The organism is Pelomonas sp. Root1444, from assembly GCF_001426885.1.
In the GTDB taxonomy this organism is placed as follows: Bacteria; Pseudomonadota; Gammaproteobacteria; order Burkholderiales; family Burkholderiaceae_C; genus Pelomonas.
In genome coordinates this window covers 606,891-626,746 of sequence record NZ_LMFP01000028.1, presented here as the reverse complement: position 1 = coordinate 626,746, position 19,856 = coordinate 606,891, and the positions used below count along the sequence as shown (strand labels likewise).

20 protein-coding genes are annotated in these 19,856 nt (G+C 69.0%); 10 read left to right on the top strand and 10 right to left on the bottom strand.

All coding sequences use genetic code 11. The features are described 5' to 3' along the window. Positions 1–27: 27 nt before the first annotated feature. On the bottom strand, positions 28–546 hold the full coding sequence (locus tag ASD35_RS20645) for a peptidylprolyl isomerase (RefSeq protein ID WP_056876824.1): 519 nt from the start codon (positions 544–546) through the stop codon (positions 28–30). A gap of 39 nt (positions 547–585) precedes the next feature. Here ASD35_RS20645 and ASD35_RS20640 point away from each other — a divergent pair, with 39 nt between their 5' ends. From ASD35_RS20640 to ASD35_RS26765, 3 genes are all read left to right on the top strand, one after another. Next, a complete protein-coding gene (locus tag ASD35_RS20640) occupies positions 586–1,701 on the top strand; it encodes a JmjC domain-containing protein (protein ID WP_056876823.1) in 1,116 nt (371 codons plus the stop codon). Then, entirely contained in the window at positions 1,698–2,192 is a 495-nt protein-coding gene (locus ASD35_RS20635) for a hypothetical protein (protein ID WP_056876822.1), read from the top strand. The genes ASD35_RS20640 and ASD35_RS20635 overlap by 4 nt, the downstream gene beginning before the upstream one ends. Positions 2,193–2,365: 173 nt before the next feature. Then, positions 2,366–2,563: a hypothetical protein gene (locus ASD35_RS26765; protein WP_082580311.1), complete on the top strand. Its 198-nt coding sequence runs from the start codon at positions 2,366–2,368 to the stop codon at positions 2,561–2,563. 122 nt (positions 2,564–2,685) lie between these two features. Here ASD35_RS26765 and ASD35_RS20630 read toward each other — a convergent pair whose 3' ends face one another. The 7 genes from ASD35_RS20630 to ASD35_RS20605 form a co-directional block, all read right to left on the bottom strand. Beyond that, on the bottom strand, positions 2,686–3,465 hold the full coding sequence (locus ASD35_RS20630; RefSeq protein ID WP_056876821.1) for an MBL fold metallo-hydrolase: 780 nt from the start codon (positions 3,463–3,465) through the stop codon (positions 2,686–2,688). Between the two features lie 30 nt (positions 3,466–3,495). After that, positions 3,496–4,692, bottom strand: coding sequence for an outer membrane protein assembly factor BamC (bamC, locus tag ASD35_RS20625; RefSeq protein ID WP_235538406.1), 1,197 nt, complete (start codon positions 4,690–4,692; stop codon positions 3,496–3,498). 62 nt (positions 4,693–4,754) lie between these two features. Beyond that, a complete protein-coding gene (dapA, locus tag ASD35_RS20620) occupies positions 4,755–5,636 on the bottom strand; it encodes a 4-hydroxy-tetrahydrodipicolinate synthase (protein WP_056876819.1) in 882 nt (293 codons plus the stop codon). A 30-nt stretch (positions 5,637–5,666) separates the two neighbouring features. Further along, positions 5,667–6,173, bottom strand: coding sequence for a bifunctional 2-polyprenyl-6-hydroxyphenol methylase/3-demethylubiquinol 3-O-methyltransferase UbiG (locus tag ASD35_RS20615; protein ID WP_056876818.1), 507 nt, complete (start codon positions 6,171–6,173; stop codon positions 5,667–5,669). Beyond that, positions 6,170–6,295, bottom strand: coding sequence for a hypothetical protein (locus ASD35_RS28335; protein ID WP_255354545.1), 126 nt, complete (start codon positions 6,293–6,295; stop codon positions 6,170–6,172). Before ASD35_RS28335 ends, ASD35_RS20615 begins: the two co-directional genes overlap by 4 nt. Continuing rightward, complete coding sequence (locus tag ASD35_RS20610) at positions 6,292–7,509, bottom strand: MFS transporter (protein WP_056876817.1); 1,218 nt, start codon at positions 7,507–7,509, stop codon at positions 6,292–6,294. The genes ASD35_RS28335 and ASD35_RS20610 overlap by 4 nt, the downstream gene beginning before the upstream one ends. Positions 7,510–7,522: 13 nt before the next feature. After that, positions 7,523–8,905 carry an amidohydrolase family protein gene (locus ASD35_RS20605; protein WP_162254499.1) on the bottom strand — a complete coding sequence of 461 codons (1,383 nt, stop codon included), beginning with the start codon at positions 8,903–8,905 and terminating at the stop codon, positions 7,523–7,525. Between the two features lie 77 nt (positions 8,906–8,982). On the opposite strand from ASD35_RS20605, the gene ASD35_RS20600 reads away from it, so the two are divergent. From ASD35_RS20600 to ASD35_RS20575, 6 genes are all read left to right on the top strand, one after another. Further along, on the top strand, positions 8,983–10,977 hold the full coding sequence (locus tag ASD35_RS20600) for a DNA topoisomerase IV subunit B (protein ID WP_056876815.1): 1,995 nt from the start codon (positions 8,983–8,985) through the stop codon (positions 10,975–10,977). Positions 10,978–11,074: 97 nt separating this feature from the next. Next, positions 11,075–12,619 carry a S8 family serine peptidase gene (locus ASD35_RS20595; protein WP_056876814.1) on the top strand — a complete coding sequence of 515 codons (1,545 nt, stop codon included), beginning with the start codon at positions 11,075–11,077 and terminating at the stop codon, positions 12,617–12,619. 133 nt (positions 12,620–12,752) lie between these two features. Beyond that, complete coding sequence (locus ASD35_RS20590; RefSeq protein ID WP_056876813.1) at positions 12,753–13,277, top strand: GNAT family N-acetyltransferase; 525 nt, start codon at positions 12,753–12,755, stop codon at positions 13,275–13,277. After that, a complete protein-coding gene (locus ASD35_RS20585) occupies positions 13,274–13,927 on the top strand; it encodes a lytic transglycosylase domain-containing protein (RefSeq protein WP_157275680.1) in 654 nt (217 codons plus the stop codon). Before ASD35_RS20590 ends, ASD35_RS20585 begins: the two co-directional genes overlap by 4 nt. Continuing rightward, positions 13,924–16,254 (top strand): DNA topoisomerase IV subunit A, encoded by a 2,331-nt coding sequence (gene parC, locus ASD35_RS20580; RefSeq protein ID WP_056876812.1) that lies wholly within the window; start codon positions 13,924–13,926, stop codon positions 16,252–16,254. The genes ASD35_RS20585 and parC overlap by 4 nt, the downstream gene beginning before the upstream one ends. A 195-nt stretch (positions 16,255–16,449) precedes the next feature. Next, positions 16,450–16,929: an FxDxF family PEP-CTERM protein gene (locus tag ASD35_RS20575; RefSeq protein ID WP_082580310.1), complete on the top strand. Its 480-nt coding sequence runs from the start codon at positions 16,450–16,452 to the stop codon at positions 16,927–16,929. Positions 16,930–17,025: 96 nt separating this feature from the next. On the opposite strand, the gene ASD35_RS20570 is transcribed toward ASD35_RS20575, so the two are convergent. Together ASD35_RS20570 and ASD35_RS20565 are read right to left on the bottom strand one after the other, a co-directional pair. Continuing rightward, positions 17,026–17,526 (bottom strand): hypothetical protein, encoded by a 501-nt coding sequence (locus tag ASD35_RS20570; RefSeq protein WP_056876810.1) that lies wholly within the window; start codon positions 17,524–17,526, stop codon positions 17,026–17,028. A 17-nt stretch (positions 17,527–17,543) separates the two neighbouring features. After that, the gene (locus ASD35_RS20565; protein WP_056876809.1) at positions 17,544–18,584 is read right to left on the bottom strand and encodes a quinone-dependent dihydroorotate dehydrogenase; all 1,041 of its coding nucleotides are present in this window, start codon (positions 18,582–18,584) and stop codon (positions 17,544–17,546) included. 136 nt (positions 18,585–18,720) lie between these two features. On the opposite strand from ASD35_RS20565, the gene ASD35_RS20560 reads away from it, so the two are divergent. Then, positions 18,721–19,842, top strand: a complete 1,122-nt coding sequence (locus ASD35_RS20560) for a 3-deoxy-7-phosphoheptulonate synthase (protein ID WP_056877451.1) — start codon at positions 18,721–18,723, stop codon at positions 19,840–19,842. Positions 19,843–19,856: the final 14 nt, after the last annotated feature.

The window sequence follows — 19,856 nt, the reverse complement described above, 5'->3', positions numbered from 1 at the left end:
GGGCGCCATGGGTGCCCGTTTCTAAGCTCAGTGGATCGGTTCGTCCGGCGGCGCGCCGGTCTGCACCATGAAGATGGGTTCGCCGACAGAGCCGGCCTGAACCTCTTGCTCGGTGGCCGGGCGAACGTCCAGCAGCGTCAGGTGCATGCGCAGGCCGATGCCGGCCAGCGGATGGTTGCCGTCCAGCACGACGTGTTCCGGGTAGACCTCGGTGACCGTGTAGACCGCGTCGGGCATGCCCTCGGTGACGGCCCCTTCGGGCAGGCCTTCGAACTGCATGCCGGGCTCGACATCCGACGGGAACAGCCCGCGCGCCTCGAAGCAGACGAGGTTGGAGTCGTAGTCGCCAAAGGCCTCCTCGGGCTGCAGCGCGAGGTCGGTCTCGAAGCCGACCTCCTGGCCCTCCAGCGCGGCCTCGACCTTGGCGAACAAGTCCTCCCCGCCATGCAGGAATTCCATCGGCTCGGCCAGCTCGTCGATGAGCTGGCCCTGGGCATCTTCGAGTCTCCAACGCAGGGAGACGACACAGGGGCGGGTCACTTGCATGAAGTGATTTTCGCACGCAGCCCTCGGCACAATGGCCGCATGCAGATCGACCTCCCGACCCCCGTCCTCGCCGGCCTCAGCCCCGCGCAGTTCATGCGCAAGCACTGGCAGAAGAAGCCGCTCCTGGTGCGCCAGGCCTTTGCCGGCATCCAGCCACCGGCCTCGTTCAAGCAACTGGCCGCGCTGGCGGCGCGTGACGATGTCGAAAGCCGGCTGGTCACCGCGTTCGGCGACGACTGGAAGCTAAAGCACGGCCCCATCACCCGCCTGCCGGCGATGATCAAGCCCGGCTGGACCCTGCTGGTGCAGGGACTGGACCAGCATCTCGCCGAGGCGCGCGCGCTGCTAGACCAGTTCCGCTTCGCACCCGATGCACGGCTGGACGACCTGATGCTCTCGGTCGCCAGCGATGGCGGCGGTGTCGGGCCGCATTTCGACTCCTACGACGTCTTCCTGATCCAGCTTGCCGGGCAGCGCCGTTGGCGCATCGGGGCCCAGCGCGACGCGGTGCTGCGCGACGACGTGCCGCTGAAGATCATTGCCAACTTCAAGCCCGAGCAGGAGTTCGTTCTGGAGGCGGGCGACATGCTCTACCTGCCACCCCGCTGGGCACACGATGGCGTCGCGGTCGGGCCGGGCTGCATGACGGGCTCGGTCGGCTTTCGTGCATCCACAGCCGACGGCCTGGCCGCCGATCTGCTGCCGCGGCTGTTCGACGAGATCGACGCGACAGGCAAGCTCTACGCCGACCCGCGCCAGGAGGCGGTCACCGAACCGGCCCGCGTGCCGACGGCGTTGCTCGACTTTGCAAGGCGCGCGGTCGAGGCCGCGGTGCAGCGCCCGCAGGCGCTGGAGCGGGCGCTGGGCGAGGCGCTGACGGAGCCCAAGGCGAACGTCTGGTTCGAGCCCGGCGAGCCGCTGCCGCCAGGGCAGGGCGCAGCGCTGGATCGCCGCAGCCGCATGCTTTATGACACCGCCCACATCTTCCTGAACGGGGAGAGCTTTCGCGCCGGCGGCCGGGACGCCGCGCTGATGCGCAGCCTGGCCGATAAGCGCCGCCTCAGTGCCGGCGAGGTCGAACGCCTGTCGGCACAGGCGCGCGAACTGCTGGATCAATGGACCGAGGACGGCTGGGTGCAGCCGCAAGCCGCATGAATGCGCAGACCTTTGCTGGACGGGCGGACTTCCAGCGCCTGCTCGTCGAGGCGCTTGAGTGGAGCAGCGCGCGGGGCTGCCGCGAATTGCACGCGTGGGACGCGAGCTTCGTCGACTGGCCGCTGTCGGACGCGACGGTGCTGGCGGCCCTGAAGGCCTGGGCCGGGCAGGGCCGCCAGCTGCGTCTGCTGGCGCTGCAATACGACGACCTCGCGCGCCGCCACCCCCTTTTCGTGCGCTGGCGCCGCGACTATGCGCACTGTGTGACCGCGCGTGCCGTCGAGTCCGAGGTGCGGCTGGAGGCGGCGCCCGAAAGCTTGTTGCTTGTCAGCGGCGGCGACATGCCGCTGACGCTGCGCCTTTTCGACCGCAACCTGTGGCGTGGTGAAGTGAGCGTCGACGCGGCGCAGCGGCAGCATGGGTTGGAATGGTTTGATGCCCTCGCGCAACGGTCCTGCGAATCATTCGCACCCACGACATTGGGCTTGTGAGGTTTGTGATGTTTTCACTGCTGGTAGCCCTATAATCGTCGGCTAGGCGGGGGAAGCGCTCGAGGTTTTCCGCGTCTTGTTCTGTCGGGGTCGCCCGTTGGTGCAATCAAAGGTACCGGCGCTCGACCCCAAAGTTATGGTGTGCACCGTCGTTTAAACGTTTGAGGACAAGTATGAATAAGTCGATCCTGTTGGCTTCCCTGCTGGCTGCTGTTGCTCTGACCGCTTGCAGCAAGAAGGAAGAACCCAAGGTTGAGGCCCCGGCTGCTGTCGTGACCCCGGCCCCGGCACCCGAGGCTGCCTCGGCTGCTGCCAGCGCTGTTGACGCCGCCGCTTCGGCCGTCGACGCTGCCTCGGCTGCTTCGAAGTAATCACTTCGTCCCCGCGGAAAAAGCCGTCGCTGCTCAGGCAGCGGCGGCTTTTTTCTTTTCCGCAACGGAGTCGGACGCCGGCGGCTTCAAATACAAAACTTTGCGTTGGCTGGGTTCCGGCTTCAGCCGACGTTCAGCCAGTCGAAACCCAAGGCTGGGTCGGCGACCCGAATATCGTCCGGTAGGCGCCCCAGTGCACCGGCCAGTGCCGCGCGGGCCAGTTCCGGCGCGTTATTGCGCTCGCTCAAATGCGCGGCGACGACAGTGCCCAGCGCCGCATGTCGGCAGCGCCCCAGCAGGTCGGCCGCCGCCTCGTTGGACAAATGGCCGTGCGTGCCCAGGATGCGCCGCTGCAATGAAGGTGGGTAGGGCCCGGCGCGCAGCATCGCCTCGTCGTGGTTGCTCTCCAGCAACAGGGCCGCGCAACGTTGCAGCGCCTGCGCCACGGCGACCGGGGCGCTGCCCAGGTCCGTGACGACGCCCAACCGCACGGCGCCATCGGTCAGGCACAACTGCAGCGGCTCGTGGGCGTCATGCGGCACGGCGAAAGGCTGCAACTCCATGTCGCCCAGTGCGATCGCCTCGCCACTGCGGGCCAGATGCAGCAAGCCGGCGTCGAAATCTTCTCGGCCGACGGCGCGCCAGGTGCCGCGGCTGGTGATCAGCGGGATGCGGTGACGGCGTGCAAACGCGAGCGAGCAGCCGACATGGTCGCCGTGCTCATGGGTGATGAAGATGGCGTCGACGTCGACCGGCGTGCAGCCGACCCGCGCCAGGCGCCGCGTCAGCTCGCGTTCACTGAAGCCCGCATCGATGAGGACGCGGGTGGTCGTGATGCCCTGGCTGGCCTCGACCAGCGTCGAATTGCCGCCGCTGCCGCTGCCGAGGCTGCTGAAGCGCATCACGGCAGTCGCCCTGTGCCTGGGAAGACCTTATTTCAGGTCGTCCATCAGCAGCGACAGGATGCGCTTGGCGTTGTCGTCGGTGACGGCCTGGCCCCGCTCGTCCAGGACGCGCACTGTGCTCTTCTCACCCTCGGCCTTGACCGACACGCGATAGCGCGCTGGTGCCGTCGCCTTGGCGCCGAACAGGCGCTGGAAGAAGTTGGGCTCGTCCTTGCCGGCTTGCTCCGGGTCGGCATAGCGCAGGTAGAACAGGCCGGCGGCGCGGTCACGGTCTTCGATGGTGAAGCCATGGCGGTCCAGCGACAGACCCACCCGGCGCCAGGCGCGATCGAAGCCGTCGTTGACGCTGAGGCTGTCGGGCACTTCGGACAGCGCGCGGCGCGGGCGCAAGGCTTCTCCGCCGACGGCCAGCGGCGAAGGCTTGGCGGCCGGTGCGGCGGCGGGCGCTTGGGCGACGACGGCCTTGGCCGCGTCTGCCTGGCCGCCAAGCTTGAGCATCAGGCGCGACAGCATCTCGGCTTCCAGCGACGGGTCGCTCGGGCGGTTCTGCCAGGAGGTCGAGTCACGGCTTTGCGAGGTGTAGACCTCCTGCATGCCGCGGTGGCTGATGAAGATGTCGGTGCCGTTGGCGCTGCGCTCGATGCGGGTGCGGTACATGTCGCGCTCGCCGGTCGAGTACAGGCCGTCGAAGACCTTGCCGATGGTCTGGCGGATGATGTCCTGCGGCAGCTTGGCGCGGTTCTCGGCCCAGTTGGTTTCCATCACGCCGACGTCCGGCTGGTCCTTGATGACCTCGAGCCCGCGCTCCTGCCAGAAGCTGCGCAGTTGCGGCCAGAGCTGCTCGGGCGTGGCCGAGGTGTGCAGCCAGCGCTCGGTGCCGCTGCGCTCGAGGCGGACATCACCCGCCGCGTTCGGGGCGACGCTGTTGGCAGTCATCGACTGGCCGCCCGCCGTGGCCGTGGGCTTGGTGGCGGACAGCGCCGAGGCGGTGATGGAGCCGCCTTGCACCTGGGCGCGGTTGTCCTTGGCGAGCTGCGTCAGGTCGGGCGGAACGTCCAGCCCCTGGGTCTGGCGCGAGGCGGCCTTGTAGTCGACCTTGTCGTTCGAGAAGATGCCGTCGAAGGTGCCGCAGCCGGCGAGCGACAGGACGAAGGCCGTGCAGGCCAGGCGGGTCGCCGTGGGGCGAAGCGATCGAATCGGGCGAATCGGCAGAAGGGACGTCACGCTGGAAATCTCCGAGGGAACAGGTTGCCCGGCTAGGGCAGCGGCGCATTAGACCAGAGGACTCAGAGCAATCCGGCTTCGACCATCGCCTGGCCGACGTTGGCCTGTCCAGCGGCCGTCAGCGGCGTGATCGGCAGGCGCACCGCGGCGCCGCAGCGGCCCAGGCGGGACAGCGCCCACTTGGCCGGGCCGGGGCTGGGCTCGCTGAACAGCTGCTTGTGCAGGCCGAGCAGCTTGAGGTGGATCTTGCGGGCCTCGACGGCATTGCCTTCGATGGCCAGGCGGCACAGCTCGGCCATCTCGCGCGGCGCGACGTTGGCCGTCACGCTGACGTTGCCGTGGCCGCCCAGCAGCATCAGCGCGACCGCCGTGCCGTCGTCGCCGGAGTAGATGTGGAAGCCGGCCGCCGCGTGCTTGATGAGGAAGGCGGCGCGTTCGATGTTGCCGGTTGCTTCCTTGATGCCGAAGACGCCGGGCAGGCTGGCGCAGCGCAGCGCGGTCTCGGGCGCCATATCGGCCACCGTCCGGCCGGGCACGTTGTAGAGCATCATGGGGATGTCCACGGCCTCGGCGATCGCCTTGAAGTGCTGGTAAATGCCTTCTTGCGAGGGCTTGTTGTAGTAGGGCACGACGGACAGCGTGCAGTCTGCGCCCACCGATTTGGCATAGCGGCTCAGCTCGATGGCCTCGGCGGTGGAATTGGCGCCGGTGCCGGCCAGGATGGGGATGCGGCCCTTGGCATGCTCGACCGCGACACGGATGATTTCGCGGTTCTCCTCCATGCTGACCGTGGGCGACTCGCCGGTGGTGCCGACGACGCCGACGCAGGCCGTGCCTTCCTCGACATGCCAGTCGATCAGGCGGCGCAGGGCCGGGTAGTCGATGCTGCCGTCCTCGTTCATGGGCGTGACGAGGGCGACGATGCTGCCGAGGATGGGCTTCATGGTGAAAGAGGCTGAGTGAATCGAGCGATTTTAGGCCGCCGTCGGCGGACGGATGGCCGCAACGCGCTGGACGAAGCGCGGGTTGACTCCGCCTTCGAACAGGTCTTCGTAAGCCACGATGCGCCATTCACCGAAGACGCGCAGCAACTCGCCCCGCCGCAGCAGGAAGTCCGGCCGCGACGGGCGGCCGATGGTCTGCTGGCCATCGGCGAAGGTTTCCCAGATCAGCCAGCCGCCGGGCTTGACCGCGCAGCGGATCGCGTCGAACAGCGGGCGCCAGAGGTAGTTGCAGACGACGACCAGGTCGAACTGGCGACCGTCGAGGGGCCAGGGCCCGTTCTCGATGTCGGCGTCGACGATCTCGGCCAGCGCGCGCAGCGGTGCGGTGGCGTCGGTGTCGCGGTCGACGCCGGTGACGCGCCAGCCCGCCTCGGCCAGCCAGCGCAGGTTGCGGCCGGAGCCGCAGGCAACGTCCAGCGCCCTCGCGGGCGGGCTGGGCGCGAAGCGCTGCAGCCAGGCTGAAGGCGTGCCGGTCATCCGAAACAGGCCCAGATCTGCTCGCTGAGCTGGATCATGACCGCCGGGTGGCGGTAGGCCAGCACCGTGGCTGCGAGCGCGGCGACGGCCAGCGCCGGCCAGATCCAGCGGCGCGGCTTCATGCCGGCTGCGCTCCTCTCGGGATAGGTGCCTCGCGCACCGGCAGGTTGGCCAGCATGGCCATGATGCCCAGCGCGATGGCCAGCCACCAGACGACGTCGTAGCTGCCGGTCGCGTCGTAGAGCTTGCCGCCCAGCCAGACGCCCAGGAAGCTGCCCACCTGATGGCTCAGGAAGACGAAGCCGCCCAGCATGGACAGGTGCTGGGCGCCGAAGATCTGCGCGACGACGGCGTTCGTCGGCGGCACGGTGGACAGCCACAGGAAGCCGATGACGGCGGCGAAGACGTAGACGCTGAGCGGCGTCAGCGGCACCCAGATGAAGAGGGCGATGGCCACCGCACGCAGGCCGTAGATGGCCGACAGCAGGTAGCGCTTGGGGAAGCGCTGGCCCAGCATGCCGGCGGCGTAGGTGCCGAAGATGTTGAACAGGCCGATCAGCATCAACGCGCCGGTGGAAACCTCGATGCCCAGGCCGTGATCCTTCAGGTAGCTGGGCAGGTGCACGCCGATGAAGACGACCTGGAAGCCGCAGACGAAGTAGCCCAGCATCAGCAGCTGGAAGCTGCGGTAGCCGAAGGCCTCGCGCAGCGCCTGGGCGATGCTCTGGTGCGCGCCGCTGAAGGGCGCCACGTGCCGCTCGCGCACGCCCATCGCCAGCGGCACGATCAGCAGCGCGGCGCCGGCCAGCAGGTACAGCGCGCCCTGCCAGCCGAGGTGGCTGATCAGCCAGGTCTCGATGGGGATCATGACGAACTGGCCGAACGAGCCCGCGGCCGCTGCGACGCCGAAGGCCCACGAGCGCTTCTCGGGCGACACGGTGCGGCCCAGCACGCCGTAGATGACGGCGTAGGTCGAGCCCGACTGGGCGATGCCGATCAGCACGCCGGCGCCGAGCGTGAAGCTCAGCGGGTGGCTGGTGACGGCCATCAGCAGCAGGCCCAGCGCATAAGCGACGCCGCCGCCGATCAACACCTTCCAGGCACCGAAGCGATCGGCCAGCATGCCGGCAACCGGGCCGGCGATGCCCCAGGAGAGGTTCTGCACCGCCATCGCGAAGGAGAAGGTCTCGCGCGTCCAGCCTCGCTCCGTGATGATGGGCTGCAGCCAGAAGCCGAAGCCGTGGCGTATGCCCATCGACAGCGTGACGATCATGGCGCCGCACAGCAGGACCTGCTGGACGGACAGGCCGGCGGAGGCGGGGCGGGCGGTGTTCATCGGGCGACTGTAATCAGCGCCGCTTGGCCTTGCTGGGCGCCTTGCTTTGGGCCTTGGCCTTGCCGGTCTTCTTCTTCGCGGCGGCCTTCTTGGGCGGGTCGGCCGTCGAGGTGCTGGCCTGCGAGCTGGACGCGGCGACCTCGGCCAGGCGGGTCAGCAGCCGGCCCTGCTTGACGCGCAGCTGCGGCATGTCGACCTGGGCAAGGTCGGCGATGGGGTCGCCGCCCAGCACCAGGAAGCTGGCCTCGCAGCCAGGCTCGAAGCAGCCGAGCCTGCGGTTCGGGAACAGGGCGCGCGGCGTGTCCTGCGTGGCCAGGCGCAGCAGCGTCGTGCGGTCCAGCCCGAGTTCGTCCAGCGAGCGCAGCTCGGCGCGGGCGGTGCCGATGAAGACGTCGGAGCCGATGAGCAATTGCACGCCGGCCGCCTGCAGCCGCGCGAGGTTGGCCTTCTGCACCTCACGCAGGGCGGCCAGCGGCCCGGCGTCCAGCTTGAACAGGGCGGTGGCGGCGGTCGTCGTGATGACGGCGGTGCGCTGGCGGGCGGCCCGGGCGGCGGCGGCCTCGCTCAGGGCGAAGCGTTCCGGGGACTCGTCCAGCGTGTTGGCGTAGCCGGGTAGGTGAGCAATGACGTCGGCGCCGGCGGCCAGCGCCGCTTCGAAGTCGGCCGCCGACTCGGCATGGGCGACGACGCGCTTGCCGTCGGCATGGGCCAGCCGCGTCAGCGCGGCGGCGGTCTCAGGGTTGAGGCCCAGCCGGCCGAAGTGCTGGGGCTGGCCGCGCAGCTCCGGGCGTTCGCTGTGCGCCAGCACGATGCGCAGCCAGGTGCCGCCGCGCGCCTTGATGGCGCGCCACTGCTGGGCGGCCTGTTCGGGGCTGTCGATGAGGACGATCTGCTGCTGCGCCGCGGCCGCCGCGGGCGTGGGCTCGGGCAGCACGGCGGCCAGCGGGTAGCCGTCGCTGGAGGTGATGCAGGCGGTGACGAAGCTGACGTCCGGCGCGGCCGGCGTGGCGGCCAGCGGCTTGACCTCGGCGACGCCGGCCGGGTCGCCGCACAGCATGGCGGCGTAGAACACGCCTTCGTCGAGGTAGGCCTGCGCAAACTGCCCCCAGCCCCAGGCCGTCTGCAGGTTGTGGTTGTGGGCCTCGGCCAGCGGGTTGATCAGCACCTGCTGGCCGCGCAGGTCCATTTTGCGGTTGACCTTGGCCGGCTTCTTGGCGACGAAGACGCCGTTCTCGACGTACAGGTTGCCGCGCTGGATGGCCCGGCCGTCGAACCAGCGGGCGTTCTTCAGCTCCCAGGACAGCGGGTCGCTGGCCTGGTAGGGCTGAGGTGGGGGCGGGGTCTGGGCCTGCGCGAGTCCGCAGGCGAGCAGCAGGAAGGCGGTCAGGAATCTCAAGCGGGCAATCTCGAAGGAGCTCGGCATCCAGGGGGCCGCGAATCCTAGCCGGAGCGCCTCCATAGAATCGCGCCCCTATGTCGAGCCGTCCGTCTTCCAATCCGTCCCAGTCGCCTGCCGCTTATGGCGAAGCCTCCATCCGTGTCCTGAAGGGGCTGGAGCCCGTCAAGCAGCGGCCGGGCATGTACACCCGCACCGAGAACCCGCTGCACATCATCCAGGAGGTCATCGACAACGCCGCCGACGAGGCGCTCGGCGGTTTCGGCAAGCGCATCGACGTGACCCTGCATGTCGACGGCTCGGTGTCCATCGCCGACGACGGCCGCGGCATCCCGTTCGGCCTGCACCCGGATGAAGGCGTGCCGGTCGTCGAGATCGTCTTCACGCGGCTGCATGCCGGTGGCAAGTTCGACAAGGGCTCGGGCGGCGCCTACAGCTTCTCGGGCGGCCTGCACGGCGTGGGCGTGTCCGTCACCAATGCGCTGGCCAAGCGGTTGGAAGTGGCCGTCTGGCGCGACAAGCAGGTGGCCGGCATCGCCTTCGAGCACGGCGACGTGAAGCAGCAGGTCGTCACCCGTCCGGCCGCCAGCGGCGACCGCAAGCAGGGCACCACGGTGCGCGTCTGGCCCGAGGCCAAGTACTTCGAAAGCGCCGAGCTGCCGCGTCACGAACTGGTTCATCTGTTGCGTTCCAAGGCCGTGCTGATGCCGGGCGTGACAGTGACGCTGAAGGTCGAGAAGACCAACGAGACGACGACCTGGCTGTACAAGGCCGGCCTGCGTGACTACCTGGCGCAGTCGCTGAACAGCGACCCGCTGATCCCGCTGTTCGAGGGCGAGGGCTTCGCCACCGCCGGCGAGAGCGAGAACTTCGCCGAAGGCGAGGGTGCCGCCTGGTGCGTGGCCTTCACGGAGGACGGCGCGCCGCTGCGCGAGAGCTATGTGAACCTGATCCCGACGGTGGCGGGCGGCACGCACGAATCCGGCCTGAAGGACGGCCTGTTCGGCGCGGTCAAGGGCTTCATCGAGATGCATTCGCTGCTGCCCAAGGGCGTGAAGCTCATGCCCGACGACGTGTTCTCGCGCGCCAGCTTCGTGCTGTCCGCCAAGGTTTTGGACCCGCAGTTCCAGGGCCAGACCAAGGAGCGGCTGAACTCGCGCGACGCGCTGCGGCTGGTGTCGGCCTATGTGAAGCCGGCCTTCGAGCTGTGGCTGAACCACCATGTGGAGCACGGCAAGAAGCTGGCCGAGCTGGTCATCAAGCAGGCACAAACCCGGCAACGCGCCAGCCAGAAGGTTGAAAAACGAAAAGGCTCCGGCGTGGCCGTGCTGCCGGGCAAGCTGACCGACTGCGAGAGCCGCGACCTGCTGCACAACGAGGTCTTCCTCGTCGAGGGCGACTCCGCCGGCGGCAGCGCCAAGATGGGCCGCGACAAGGAGACGCAGGCCATCCTGCCGCTGCGCGGCAAGGTGCTGAACGCCTGGGAGGTCGAGCGCGACCTGCTGTTCAAGAACAACGAGATCCACGACATCTCGGTGGCGCTGGGCGTGGACCCGCACGGCCCCAACGACAGCCCGGACCTCTCCGGCCTGCGCTACGGCAAGGTCTGCATCCTGTCGGACGCCGACGTGGACGGCTCGCACATCCAGGTACTGTTGCTCACGCTGTTCTTCCGCCATTTCCCCAAGCTGGTGGAGACCGGCCACGTGTTCGTCGCCCGCCCGCCGCTGTACCGTGTCGACGCGCCGGCGCGCGGCAAGAAGCCCGCCGCCAAGCTCTACGCGCTGGACGACGGCGAGCTGACGGCGACGCTGGACAAGCTGCGCAAGGAAGGCGCCCGCGAGGGCTCCTGGAGCATCAGCCGCTTCAAGGGCCTGGGCGAGATGAATGCCGAGCAGCTGTGGGACACCACGCTGAACCCCGAGACGCGCCGCCTGTCGCGCGTCGAATACGGCCAGCTCGACTTCGCCGCCACGGTGGAGGCCTTCAACAAGCTGATGGGCAAGGGCGAGGCCGCGTCGCGCCGCGAGCTGATGGAGCTGCACGGCGACTCCGTCGAGGTCGACGTCTGACGCGCCTGATCCCGCCCCAGGCTAGGGGGCGGGGCTTCCCTCTGTTGACGCGGCCCGGCGGGGCGAAGAATGGCTTCACCTCAAAACAGGAGCTGCCATGCGTCAGTCCTCAATCCCCCGCTGCCTTGCCGCCCTTTGCCTGAGCGCCGCCGTGTCGTCGGCCTTCGCCGGGAAGGATGAAGTCCAGCTCATCGTCGGCCACAAGGCCAACAGCGGCGGCGCGGTGCGCGCCGAAGTCAGCCGCGGCGGCGGCCGTGTCGTCGAGGACTTGTCGGAGATCGACGCCCTCGTCGTCACGATGCCACGCGGTGCGGCCAAGGCCCTGGCCGCCCATGCCAAGGTGGACTTCGTCGACGCGCCGGTCCAGCGCCATGTGCTCGGCACCCGCGGCGTGCGGGCCGCCGGCTCCCAGGCCCAGGTGCAGCCCTACGGCATTGCGATGGTGCAGGCCGACCAGCTCTCCGACGCCCAATCGGGCAACCGGCGCCTGTGCATCGTCGATTCGGGCGTCGACGGCAGGCATGAAGACCTGGCCGGCGTGCCGATGACGGGCGAGAACTTCACCAAGTCGGGCGCGTGGAACACCGACGAGAACTCGCACGGCACCCATGTCGCCGGCACGATCGCCGCGCTGAACAACGCGGTCGGCGTGCTCGGCGTCGCGCCCTCCGGCCGCCTCGGCCTGCATATCGCCAAGGTGTTCGACGCCAGCGGCAGCGCCAGCGACGCCGTCATCGCCCGGGCGATGTTGAACTGCGGGCGCAACGGCGCCAACGTCATCAGCATGTCGCTGGGCGGATCGGTGGGCAGCCGCGTCGAGGCGCGCGCGGTGGCGCGGCTGGCCAAGCAGGGCATCCTGCTCGTCGCTGCGGCGGGCAACGACGGCGACAACACGGTGTCCTATCCGGCCGGCTTCCCGGAGGTCGTGTCCGTCGCCGCGGTCGACTCGAACAAGCTGGTCGCCGATTTCTCGCAGTTCAACGCCGACGTCGAGATCGCCGCACCCGGCGTGGGCGTGCTGTCCACCGTGCCGGCCTTCAGCCAGACCGGCGCGTCGCTGAACGTGGGCGGCAGCGCCGTCACCGTGCAAGCCATGGACGGCTCGCCGCGCGTCGGCGCCAGCGGCGCGTTGGCCGACTTCGGCCTGGGCGACGCGGCCACGCCCGGCAGCATGAGCGGCAAGGTCTGCCTGATCCAGCGCGGCAGCATCAGCTTCGCCGAGAAGGTGGTGAACTGCCAGAACAGTGGCGGCGTCGGCGCGGTCGTCTACAACAACACCACCGGCGAGCTGGCCGGCACGCTGGGCGAGACGGTGACGGCCATACCGTCCGTCGGCGCCACGCAGGCCGATGGCGCGGCCATGCTGGGCCAACTGGGCCAGAGCGCCAGCGTCGCGGTCTTCGGCCTGCCGGACCTCTACGCGGCCTACAACGGCACCTCGATGGCGACGCCCCATGTGTCGGCGGTGGCGGCGCTGGTCTGGAGCCTGCACCCGGGCTGCACGGCGCCGCAGCTGCGCGCGTCGTTGAACAAGAGCGCCGCCGACCTTGGCGCCGTGGGTCGCGACGACCACTACGGCAACGGCCTCGTGCAGGCCAAGGCGGCGCACGACCGCATCGCCAGCCTCGGCTGCGGCAACTGAGGGCGGGGCGCCCGGCGGGGCGCGGTTCAAAGCGTTGCACAATCCCGCGCCTGATGAACGCCCCGGACCTGCGCCCTTCACCTGCGACCCCCGATGCCCGAGGCGCGGCAGGCTGCACGGCGGCGCGCTGCGCATGAGCCTGCGCCTGCGTCCGACCATGCTGTCCGACCTCGACTGGGTCGTGTCGGTCGAGCGCGACGGCGCCAACCTGCCGTTCATCACGCCCTGGGAGCGGCCGCAGCATGAAGGCGCCATCCGCTTTCCGGACTCGCGGCACTTCATCCTCGAGGAAGGCGATGCGCTGGAGCGCATCGGCTTCGTCATCCTGCAGGGCTGCCGCAACCCCAACGGCTCGGTCGAGCTGAAGCGGCTGGTGCTGCAGCCCAAGGGCCGCGGGCTGGGGCGCTCGGCGGTGCGGCAGCTGAAGGCGATGGCCTTCACGCAGCTCAAGGCACACCGCTTCTGGCTGGACGTGAAGGCCTTGAACAGGCGTGCCTTCGAGCTGTATCGCAGCGAAGGCTTCGTCGAAGAAGGCTGCCTGCGTGAAAGCGTGCGCCTGGCCATCGACGGCGCCGACGGCTACGACTCGCTGATCGTCATGTCGCTGCTGGACCGCGAATACCAGGCCCGCGTGGCGCTGGGGCTGGAGGTCGCATGAGGGCGTTGCTGCTCCTGCTGCTCGTGTTCGCGCTGCCCGCGCGGGCCGAGCTGTGGGGCTTTGTCGATGCCGGCGGCGTCGCGCACTTCGCGCCGCGCCAGCTCGATGCGCGCTACACACCCGTGCTGGGCGGGGTCGGCATGCAGCGCGTGCCGGGCAAGGCCGACGCCGGGCTGGCGCTGCTGAACTGGCTGGACATCGCACCCGAAGTGAAGGCCGTGCAGCCCTGGCTGCGCGAGGCCGCCGCCCAGCATGGCGTGGACGCCGATCTGTTGAAGGCCATCATCGCCGTCGAGTCCGGCTACCAGCGCAATGCCGTCTCGCCTCGTGGCGCTACCGGCCTGATGCAGATCACCCCTGAGACGGCCAGCCGCTACGCGACGCCGGCCGACGCCGCGCGGCTCATCGAGCCGCGCATCAACATCCACACCGGTGCACGCATGCTGGCCGACCTGCTGCGCCGCTTCGGCCGCATCGATGCGGCGCTGGCCGCCTGGAATGCCGGTGAGGGCGCGGTGCGCCGCGCCGGCAACCGCGTGCCCGACATCGAAGAAACCCAGGCCCATGTGCAACTCGTCCTCGAGCTGTACTGGGCCTTGCTGCAGCAGGGCCAGCCGGCCCGCGCGCAGCGACTGACCCTGCACCCATGAGTTCCCAGACCACCATCGATTTTTCCGGCCCCACCGACGGCGGCGACGACAGCAACGCGCTGACGCTGGCCGCCTATGCCCAGCAGGCTTATCTCGAATACGCGCTCAGCGTCGTCAAGGGCCGCGCGCTGCCCTCCTATGCCGACGGGCAGAAACCCGTGCAGCGCCGCATCCTGTACTCCATGCACCGGCTGGGCCTGGGCTGGAGCGGCAACTCGGGCGCCAAGCCGGTCAAGGGCGCCAAGGTCGTCGGGGACGTGCTGGGCAGCTTTCACCCGCACGGCGACCAGTCGGTCTACGACGCGCTGGTGCGCATGGCGCAGGACTTCTCGCTGCGCTACCCGCTGATCGACGGACACGGCAATTTCGGCAGCCGCGACGGCGACGGCGCCGCGGCGATGCGCTACACCGAAGCGCGCCTGGCCCCGATCGCCCGTCTCGTGCTCGACGAGATCGACGAAGGCACGGTGGACTTCCGTCCCAACTACGACGGCACGACGCAGGAGCCGGTCGAGCTGCCCGCGCGCCTGCCCTTTGTGCTGCTGAACGGCGCGAGCGGCATCGCCGTGGGCCTGGCGACCGAGATTCCCAGCCACAACCTGCGCGAGGTCGCGGCCGCGGCCGTCGCATTGTTGAAGGACGACAAGCTGGCCGACGATGCGCTGTTCGAGCTGCTGCCCGGCCCGGATTTCCCGGGAGGCGGCCAGCTCATCAGCGCGCCGGAAGAAATCCGCGCGGCCTACGTCTCGGGCCGCGGCAGCCTCAAGCTGCGGGCGCGCTGGAAGATCGAGGACCTGGCCCGCGGCCAGTGGCAGCTGGTCATCACCGAGCTGCCGCACGGCACCAGCGCACAGAAAGTGCTGGAAGAGATCGAGGAGTTGTCCAACCCCAAGGTCAAGGCCGGCAAGAAGACGCTGACGGCCGAGCAGTTGCAACTCAAGGCCAGCCTGCTGGCCGTGCTGGACGGCGTGCGCGACGAGTCCAGCAAGGACGCGGCCGTGCGCATCGTCTTCGAGCCCAAGAGCCGCACCGTCGAACAACAGGACCTGATCAATGCGCTGCTGGCCCACACCAGCCTGGAGAGCAGCGCGCCGGTCAACCTGACCATGATCGGCGACGACGGCCGGCCGACGCAGAAGAGCCTGCGCGAGGTGCTGGTCGAATGGGTGGGCTTCCGCCAGACGACGGTGCGCCGCCGTACCGAGCACCGCCTGGCCCACGTCAACGACCGCATCCACGTGCTGGAGGGCCGGCAGCTGGTGCTGCTGAACATCGACGAGGTGATCCGGATCATCCGGGAGTCGGACGAGCCCAAGGCGGCGCTGATCGCACGCTTCAACCTCAGCGACCGGCAGGCTGAGGACATCCTCGAAATCCGGCTGCGCCAGTTGGCGCGCCTGGAGGCCATCAAGATCGAACAGGAGCTTTCCAAGCTGCGCGACGAGCGCGCCAAGCTGGAAGACATCCTGGGCTCGGCGGCGGCGTTGCGCCGCACGGTCATCAAGGAGATCGAGGCCGACGCCAAGCAGTACGGCGATGACCGCCGGACGTTGATCCAGGCCGACAAGCGCGTCGTCGCGGAGGTCAAGATCATCGACGAGCCGGTCACCGTCGTCGTCAGCCAGAAGGGCTGGGTGCGGGCGCTCAAGGGGCACGAGGTCGACGTCGGCGCGCAGACGTTCAAGGCCGGCGACGGCCTGTGGGGCGCCTTCCGTTGCCGCAGCGTCGACCCGCTCATCGTCGTCGGCAGCAACGGCCGGGTGTACTCGGTGCCCGTGTCGACGCTGCCCGGCGGCCGCGGCGACGGCCAGCCCATCACGACCATGATCGAACTGGAAAGCGGCACGCAGATCGCCCACTACGTCGCCGCCGCGCCTGCGCAGCGCCTGGTGTTTGCGGGCAGCACCGGCTACGGCTTCATCGCCCAGGTCGGTGACCTTGTGGGGCGCCAGAAGGCCGGCAAGACCTTCCTCGCGCTGGACGACGGCGAGACTCCGCTGCTGGCGGCGGTGCCCGGCGACGCGGTCGCACTGCAACTCGGCGCCCTGAGCGCGCAAGGCCGGCTGCTGAGCTTCCCGCTCGATGAACTCAAGCATCAGCCCAAGGGCGGCAAGGGCCTGATGCTGATGGATCTCGAAGCCAAGGACAGCTTGCTGTCCATCGCCTGCTTCACGACGCAGCTGCGGGTCCACGGCAGCGGCCGTGGCGCCAAGCCACGCGAAGAAATGCTGAAGAACCAGTCGCTTGCTGCCTACGCCGGCAAGCGGGCGCGCAAGGGCAAGGCTGTCGAGGGCTTGCAGAAGGTGCTGCGGCTCGCGATCGACTGAATCACGAAGTTGGTGACAAGCAGCGCCTTGCTGGTGCAGTTCTGACAAGGCCGGGGCATGTCCTTACAAGAAGGTACAAGTAAATGAGGAGACACCCCTAGGGCGAAGGGTGTTCGAGACTTCCTACCGTTTGGTTGCACTGCACAATAGTTTCCGGCGGTTGTGCTTGACCGTCACAAGTCAGGAGCTACACACATGAAACTGAAAATCGTTGCCGCCACCGTCGCGGCATTTACCGCACTAAGCAGCCAAGCTGCTTCGTGGGACTGGGGCACGCATGACTCCTTCGAGTCTGCTTCGACTGCCGTCGCTGCTGGCGCGGTCTTCGACACATACTCGTTCTCGCTGGGCACTGCTTCCAGCGTGGAAAGCGGCGTGCTGGGCTTTGGCGGCATCATCGGTGGCGCCTACAGCCTGTATTCGTACGGCGCTGACAACACGTTCGGTACGGCTGACGACGTCGGCATCGGTGCCTGGACCTTTGGCGGCACCAACACGGTGACCCTGGGCGCTGGCAGCTACTACTACACCGTCCTGGGCGGCGCCACCAAGGCGACCAACTACCTCATCGGCTCGCAAGTCACCGCTGTGCCGGAACCCGAGACCTATGCCCTCCTGGGCGCCGGCCTCGGCATCATCGGTTTCGTCGCTTCGCGCCGCCGCCGCGACTTCTGATCGACGTTGACACGCGGGATCTCACGATCCCGTGCGAAGTGAATCTCTCCATCTCGCCCTGGTGCCACAAGCCCCAGGGCGTTTTCTTAGCCCGGGTCAGTCGCCCATGCCGGGGAACAGGCGGCTGGGGAATACCATGCTGTGGCCGGCGCGGACGACGCGGCCGTCCTTGAAGTAGACGTTGAAGCGCAGGCCGTAGCCCGTCTGGTCGGGCTCCACGGTCCAGTCCCAGACATCCTCGCCGCTTTGGCGGAAGAAGACGCGGCTGCGCTCCGTGCCCAGGATGCGGCTGACCTGCTCGGGCGTCATGCCAGGCTCGATGCGGGCGCGGCTGGCAGCGGACAGGCCGTCTTCGATGGCGACCAGGCGGTCGTCCGCCGTGAGGCGCACCATGTAGCAGTGCCGCCCCATAAGCTGGGTGGAATATTCCAGCGTGCGGCCGCCGTCGGCTTCCGGCCAGACCCGCTTGGGCTGGCCGTACAGGGCAATGACGTGCTCGCTGCGGCTGACGCCGGGTTGCAGGCGGGCGTCGCGGTCCGGGGTGGCGCAGCCGGCCAGCAGCGCGGCGCTGAGGGCGAGGGTGGTGAGAAGGCGCATGGCCACTCGGGGCAAATTCAGCGCCTGGCCAGCGCCCTGGCGCAATCGCCGACCAGGGCCGGGCCCTTGTAGATGAGCCCGGTGTAGACCTGCACGAGGTTCGCGCCCGCTTCGATCTTGGCGCGTGCATCCGCACCGCTCATCACGCCGCCCACGCCGATGATGGGATAGTCGGCCGGCAGCGCCGCGCGCAGCAGGCGGATGACGCGGTTGCTGGCCTCGAAGACCGGCGCGCCGGACAGGCCGCCGGCCTCACCGGCATGGGCCAGGCCCTGCACCTTGTCGCGCGCGATGGTCGTGTTGGTGGCGATGACGCCATCGATGCCGTTGGCCTGCAGCGTCCGCGCGATGACGCCGACCTGGTCTTCCTCCAGGTCCGGTGCGATCTTGACGAACATCGGCACGCGCCGGCCGGCCTGTGCTTCGAGGTGCTGCTTGCGCCGTTGCAGCGTGCCGAGCAGCGCGTCCAGCGCGGCGTCGCTCTGCAGCGCCCGCAGGTTCTTGGTGTTGGGGCTGGAAATGTTGACGGTGATGTAGTCGGCATGAGGGAACACGCCCTCCAGGCCGAGCAGGTAGTCGTCGCCGGCGTTCTCGATGGGCGTGGCGGCGTTCTTGCCGATGTTCAGGCCCAGGATGCCGCCGGCCTTGCGGAAGCTTTGGGCACGCTTCACGTTGGCGATGAAGCTCTGCAGCCCCTCGTTGTTGAAGCCCAGCCGGTTGATCAGCGCGTTGGCCTCGGGCAGGCGGAACATGCGCGGCTTGTCGTTGCCGGGCTGGCCCTTGGGTGTCACGGTGCCCACTTCGATGAAGCCGAAGCCCATCGCGCCCAGGCCGTCGATGCAGTGGCCGTTCTTGTCCAGGCCGGCAGCCAGGCCGACGCGGTTGGGAAAGCGCAGGCCAGCGACGGTCACCGGGTCGCTCACGCGCTCGCCACACCACAGCGCCTGCAGCGGCGTGTTCTGCAGCTTGGCGATGCTGTTCAGCGTCAGCTCGTGGGCGTGCTCGGCGTCCAGGCCGAAGAGGAAGGGGCGGGCAAGGGCGTAGGGGATCAGCGGCATAGCCCGCGATTCTCTCAGCCGGTGCCGCCCTCACGTCGCAGGCGGCATGTCGCGGCCGGTTTCGCACTCGCCGCGCTCGCGGCGCGCGCGGCCGCCGGCAAGCGGTGAAAATGGCGGGCTTCCTGGAGCCTGCATGATGAAACCTTTGGACGACCCCCACCACGACCGCGAAGCCGGCTCCCGCGATGAGACGCGCGACACCACACGCACCGATGACACCCGCATCGGCGCCGTCCGCGCGCTGATCAGCCCGGCGCTGCTGCTCGAAGAGCTGCCCATTCCCGACGCGACCTTGGAGCTCGTCGAGCGCGCCCGCCAGGAGATCAGCGCCATCCTGCACGGCAGGGACGACCGGCTGCTGGTCATCGTCGGGCCGTGCTCCATCCACGACCACGACCAGGCGATGGACTACGCCCGGCTGCTGAAGGCTGCGCGTGATGAGCTCAGCCGCGACCTGCTGGTCGTCATGCGCGTGTACTTCGAGAAGCCGCGCACGACGGTGGGCTGGAAGGGCTACATCAACGACCCGCGGCTGGACGGCAGCTTCCACATGAACGAGGGCCTGCGCCTGGCGCGCCAGCTGCTGCTGGACGTCAACGCCCTGGGCCTGCCGGCCGGCACCGAGTTCCTGGACCTGCTGTCGCCGCAGTACATCTCCGACCTGATCGCCTGGGGCGCCATCGGCGCGCGCACGACCGAGAGCCAGAGCCACCGCCAGCTGGCCTCGGGCCTCTCCTGCCCGGTCGGCTTCAAGAACGGCACCGACGGCGGCATCAAGGTCGCCAGCGACGCGGTGCTGGCCGCCAGCTCGCCGCATGCCTTCATGGGCATGACCAAGATGGGCACGGCCGCCATCTTCGAGACGCGCGGCAACGAGGACTGCCACGTCATCCTGCGCGGCGGCAAGGCGCCCAATTACGACGCCGCCTCGGTCAACGCGGCCTGCGGCGCGCTGAAGGCCTCGGGCCTGCGGGAGCAGGTCATGGTGGACTTCTCGCACGCCAATTCCAGCAAGAAGTACGAGCGCCAGGTCGAGGTTGGCCGCGACGTGGCCGGCCAGATCGCGGGCGGCGACGCACGCATCACCGGCGTCATGATCGAGAGCCACCTGCAGCCGGGCCGGCAAGACCTGGCCGAGGGCCAGACCCGCGCCGACCTCAAGCCCGGTGTGTCCATCACCGATGCCTGCCTGGGCTGGGCCCAGACCGAGCCGCTGCTGCGTGAACTGGCCGCCGCCGTGCAGAAGCGTCGCGGCTGAAGGCGCTTGCCACT

What these genes read in the sequence shown, in the direction of transcription:
- ASD35_RS28335 (WP_255354545.1), bottom strand. Translation starts at nt 6,295, where the DNA reads ATGAAGCCGCGCCGCTGGATCTGGCCGGCGCTGGCCGTCGCCGCGCTC.
- ASD35_RS20640 (WP_056876823.1), top strand. Translation starts at nt 586, where the DNA reads ATGCAGATCGACCTCCCGACCCCCGTCCTCGCCGGCCTCAGCCCCGCG.
- parC (WP_056876812.1), top strand. Translation starts at nt 13,924, where the DNA reads ATGAGTTCCCAGACCACCATCGATTTTTCCGGCCCCACCGACGGCGGC.
- ASD35_RS20635 (WP_056876822.1), top strand. Translation starts at nt 1,698, where the DNA reads ATGAATGCGCAGACCTTTGCTGGACGGGCGGACTTCCAGCGCCTGCTC.
- ASD35_RS20565 (WP_056876809.1), bottom strand. Translation starts at nt 18,584, where the DNA reads ATGCCGCTGATCCCCTACGCCCTTGCCCGCCCCTTCCTCTTCGGCCTG.
- ASD35_RS20585 (WP_157275680.1), top strand. Translation starts at nt 13,274, where the DNA reads ATGAGGGCGTTGCTGCTCCTGCTGCTCGTGTTCGCGCTGCCCGCGCGG.
- ASD35_RS20610 (WP_056876817.1), bottom strand. Translation starts at nt 7,509, where the DNA reads ATGAACACCGCCCGCCCCGCCTCCGCCGGCCTGTCCGTCCAGCAGGTC.
- ASD35_RS20575 (WP_082580310.1), top strand. Translation starts at nt 16,450, where the DNA reads ATGAAACTGAAAATCGTTGCCGCCACCGTCGCGGCATTTACCGCACTA.
- ASD35_RS20570 (WP_056876810.1), bottom strand. Translation starts at nt 17,526, where the DNA reads ATGCGCCTTCTCACCACCCTCGCCCTCAGCGCCGCGCTGCTGGCCGGC.
- dapA (WP_056876819.1), bottom strand. Translation starts at nt 5,636, where the DNA reads ATGAAGCCCATCCTCGGCAGCATCGTCGCCCTCGTCACGCCCATGAAC.
- ASD35_RS26765 (WP_082580311.1), top strand. Translation starts at nt 2,366, where the DNA reads ATGAATAAGTCGATCCTGTTGGCTTCCCTGCTGGCTGCTGTTGCTCTG.
- ASD35_RS20600 (WP_056876815.1), top strand. Translation starts at nt 8,983, where the DNA reads ATGTCGAGCCGTCCGTCTTCCAATCCGTCCCAGTCGCCTGCCGCTTAT.
- ASD35_RS20560 (WP_056877451.1), top strand. Translation starts at nt 18,721, where the DNA reads ATGAAACCTTTGGACGACCCCCACCACGACCGCGAAGCCGGCTCCCGC.
- ASD35_RS20630 (WP_056876821.1), bottom strand. Translation starts at nt 3,465, where the DNA reads ATGCGCTTCAGCAGCCTCGGCAGCGGCAGCGGCGGCAATTCGACGCTG.
- ASD35_RS20595 (WP_056876814.1), top strand. Translation starts at nt 11,075, where the DNA reads ATGCGTCAGTCCTCAATCCCCCGCTGCCTTGCCGCCCTTTGCCTGAGC.
- ASD35_RS20615 (WP_056876818.1), bottom strand. Translation starts at nt 6,173, where the DNA reads ATGACCGGCACGCCTTCAGCCTGGCTGCAGCGCTTCGCGCCCAGCCCG.
- ASD35_RS20590 (WP_056876813.1), top strand. Translation starts at nt 12,753, where the DNA reads ATGAGCCTGCGCCTGCGTCCGACCATGCTGTCCGACCTCGACTGGGTC.
- ASD35_RS20645 (WP_056876824.1), bottom strand. Translation starts at nt 546, where the DNA reads ATGCAAGTGACCCGCCCCTGTGTCGTCTCCCTGCGTTGGAGACTCGAA.